At 36.1% G+C, this 1247-nt stretch carries 2 protein-coding genes and 1 tRNA gene; all 3 read left to right on the top strand.

The genetic code is table 11. The features are described 5' to 3' along the window. The first annotated feature begins 152 nt into the window (after positions 1 to 152). Positions 153 to 226: transfer RNA gene (locus A9G28_RS07540), tRNA-Cys, on the top strand. A gap of 359 nt (positions 227 to 585) precedes the next feature. Continuing rightward, positions 586 to 846 (top strand): transposase, encoded by a 261-nt coding sequence (locus A9G28_RS07530; RefSeq protein ID WP_065574117.1) that lies wholly within the window; start codon positions 586 to 588, stop codon positions 844 to 846. After that, positions 846 to 1247: IS3 family transposase (locus A9G28_RS07525; RefSeq protein WP_141674650.1), on the top strand; the 402-nt coding region annotated here is incomplete at its 3' end. The genes A9G28_RS07530 and A9G28_RS07525, both read left to right, overlap by 1 nt.

The following is a 1247-nucleotide window of genomic DNA, read 5'->3' as shown; positions in this document are numbered from 1 at the left end:
ATATATTGAACCACTAAATTTTTTGCCACGAATAATTAGGTTATAAAAAAATAAGTTAAAAACAACGTGATTGCTGTAATTATAATCTATTTAATCTTGACGATTATTCAAGGCAGTGCTACTATTTACAGCCTATTCAGACAGACCACTAAGGCGCGTTGGCAGAGTGGCCATGCTGCGGATTGCAAATCCGTCTACCTCGGTTCGACTCCGGGACGCGCCTCCATCTATGTTAATCATTTTTTTATTTAGTTTCACTTATTTTTCAATTTAGCAATTATAACATTATCAATATTAATTATGAGCTATTTTAATTATCACGCGAAAGCGAAGAAGTTAATCAAGAATGGCGATCTTGTTAGGTATGAATTTGTTAATGATTGGAATGGTATTAAACCTGCGTTAGTTTTATATTTTAAAAATGCTAATCCTATGCCGATTAGAGAATATCGGTGGGATGAATATTTGCCATTGTTGAATTCTTCATTTGAATAATGCAAAAATGGGCGTTATATTGTAACTATCCCCTAAAATAGTACAGCAAAAAAGTAGAAAATTCTCTATGATAAAAGAAAAGGGGATTTAATGATGAAAAAAATGACTGAACATCAAATCGTAGCTATTTTAAAAGAAGCTGAAGCGGGTATTCCCGTTAAAGAGCTGTGCCGTAAATATGGCATGGGTAATTCAACTTTTTATAAATGGCGGGAAAAATATGGCGGTATGGAAACGTCGGATATCAAACGCTTAAAGGAGCTTGAGGCTGAAAACCGCAAGCTTAAGCAGATGTTTGCCGAACTGAGCTTAAAATCTCAGCTTCAGGAAGAAATCATAAAAAAGCTTTAGTGCCCACAAAGGCACGTAAAACGTGGGCACAGCAACTACAACAAAATCATTCGGTTACTATTGTTATGAGTTGTGCTATTGTTGGCTTAAGCCGTTGTGCTTACTATTATCAATCTAAGTTACAGGATGATTCGGTTATTGTTTCAGTATTGAATGCTATCACAGATAGGCATTTACGCTGGGGCTTTCTTAAATGTTTTCATCGTATCAGAAAGCTCGGCTATCAATGGAATCATAAACGGGTATATCGGGTGTATTGTGAATTAAAGCTTAATCTCAGGGTAAAGCGTAAAAAACGCATTCCTCCACGATGTCCGGAAAGGTTATTAGTCCCCAATAAACAAGGTGAATGTTGGTCAATGGATTTTATGAGTGACAGTAGCCGTAATCAACGTCGCTTT

Source organism: Gilliamella sp. Fer1-1, from assembly GCF_001690825.1.
In the GTDB taxonomy this organism is placed as follows: Bacteria; Pseudomonadota; Gammaproteobacteria; order Enterobacterales; family Orbaceae; genus Gilliamella; species Gilliamella apicola_C.
This window is presented reverse-complemented; position numbering and strand designations above follow the sequence as displayed.

Bases quoted from the DNA above. Each gene is read 5' to 3' on its own strand.
- A9G28_RS07530 (WP_065574117.1), top strand. From the start codon at position 586: ATGATGAAAAAAATGACTGAACATCAAATCGTAGCTATTTTAAAAGAA.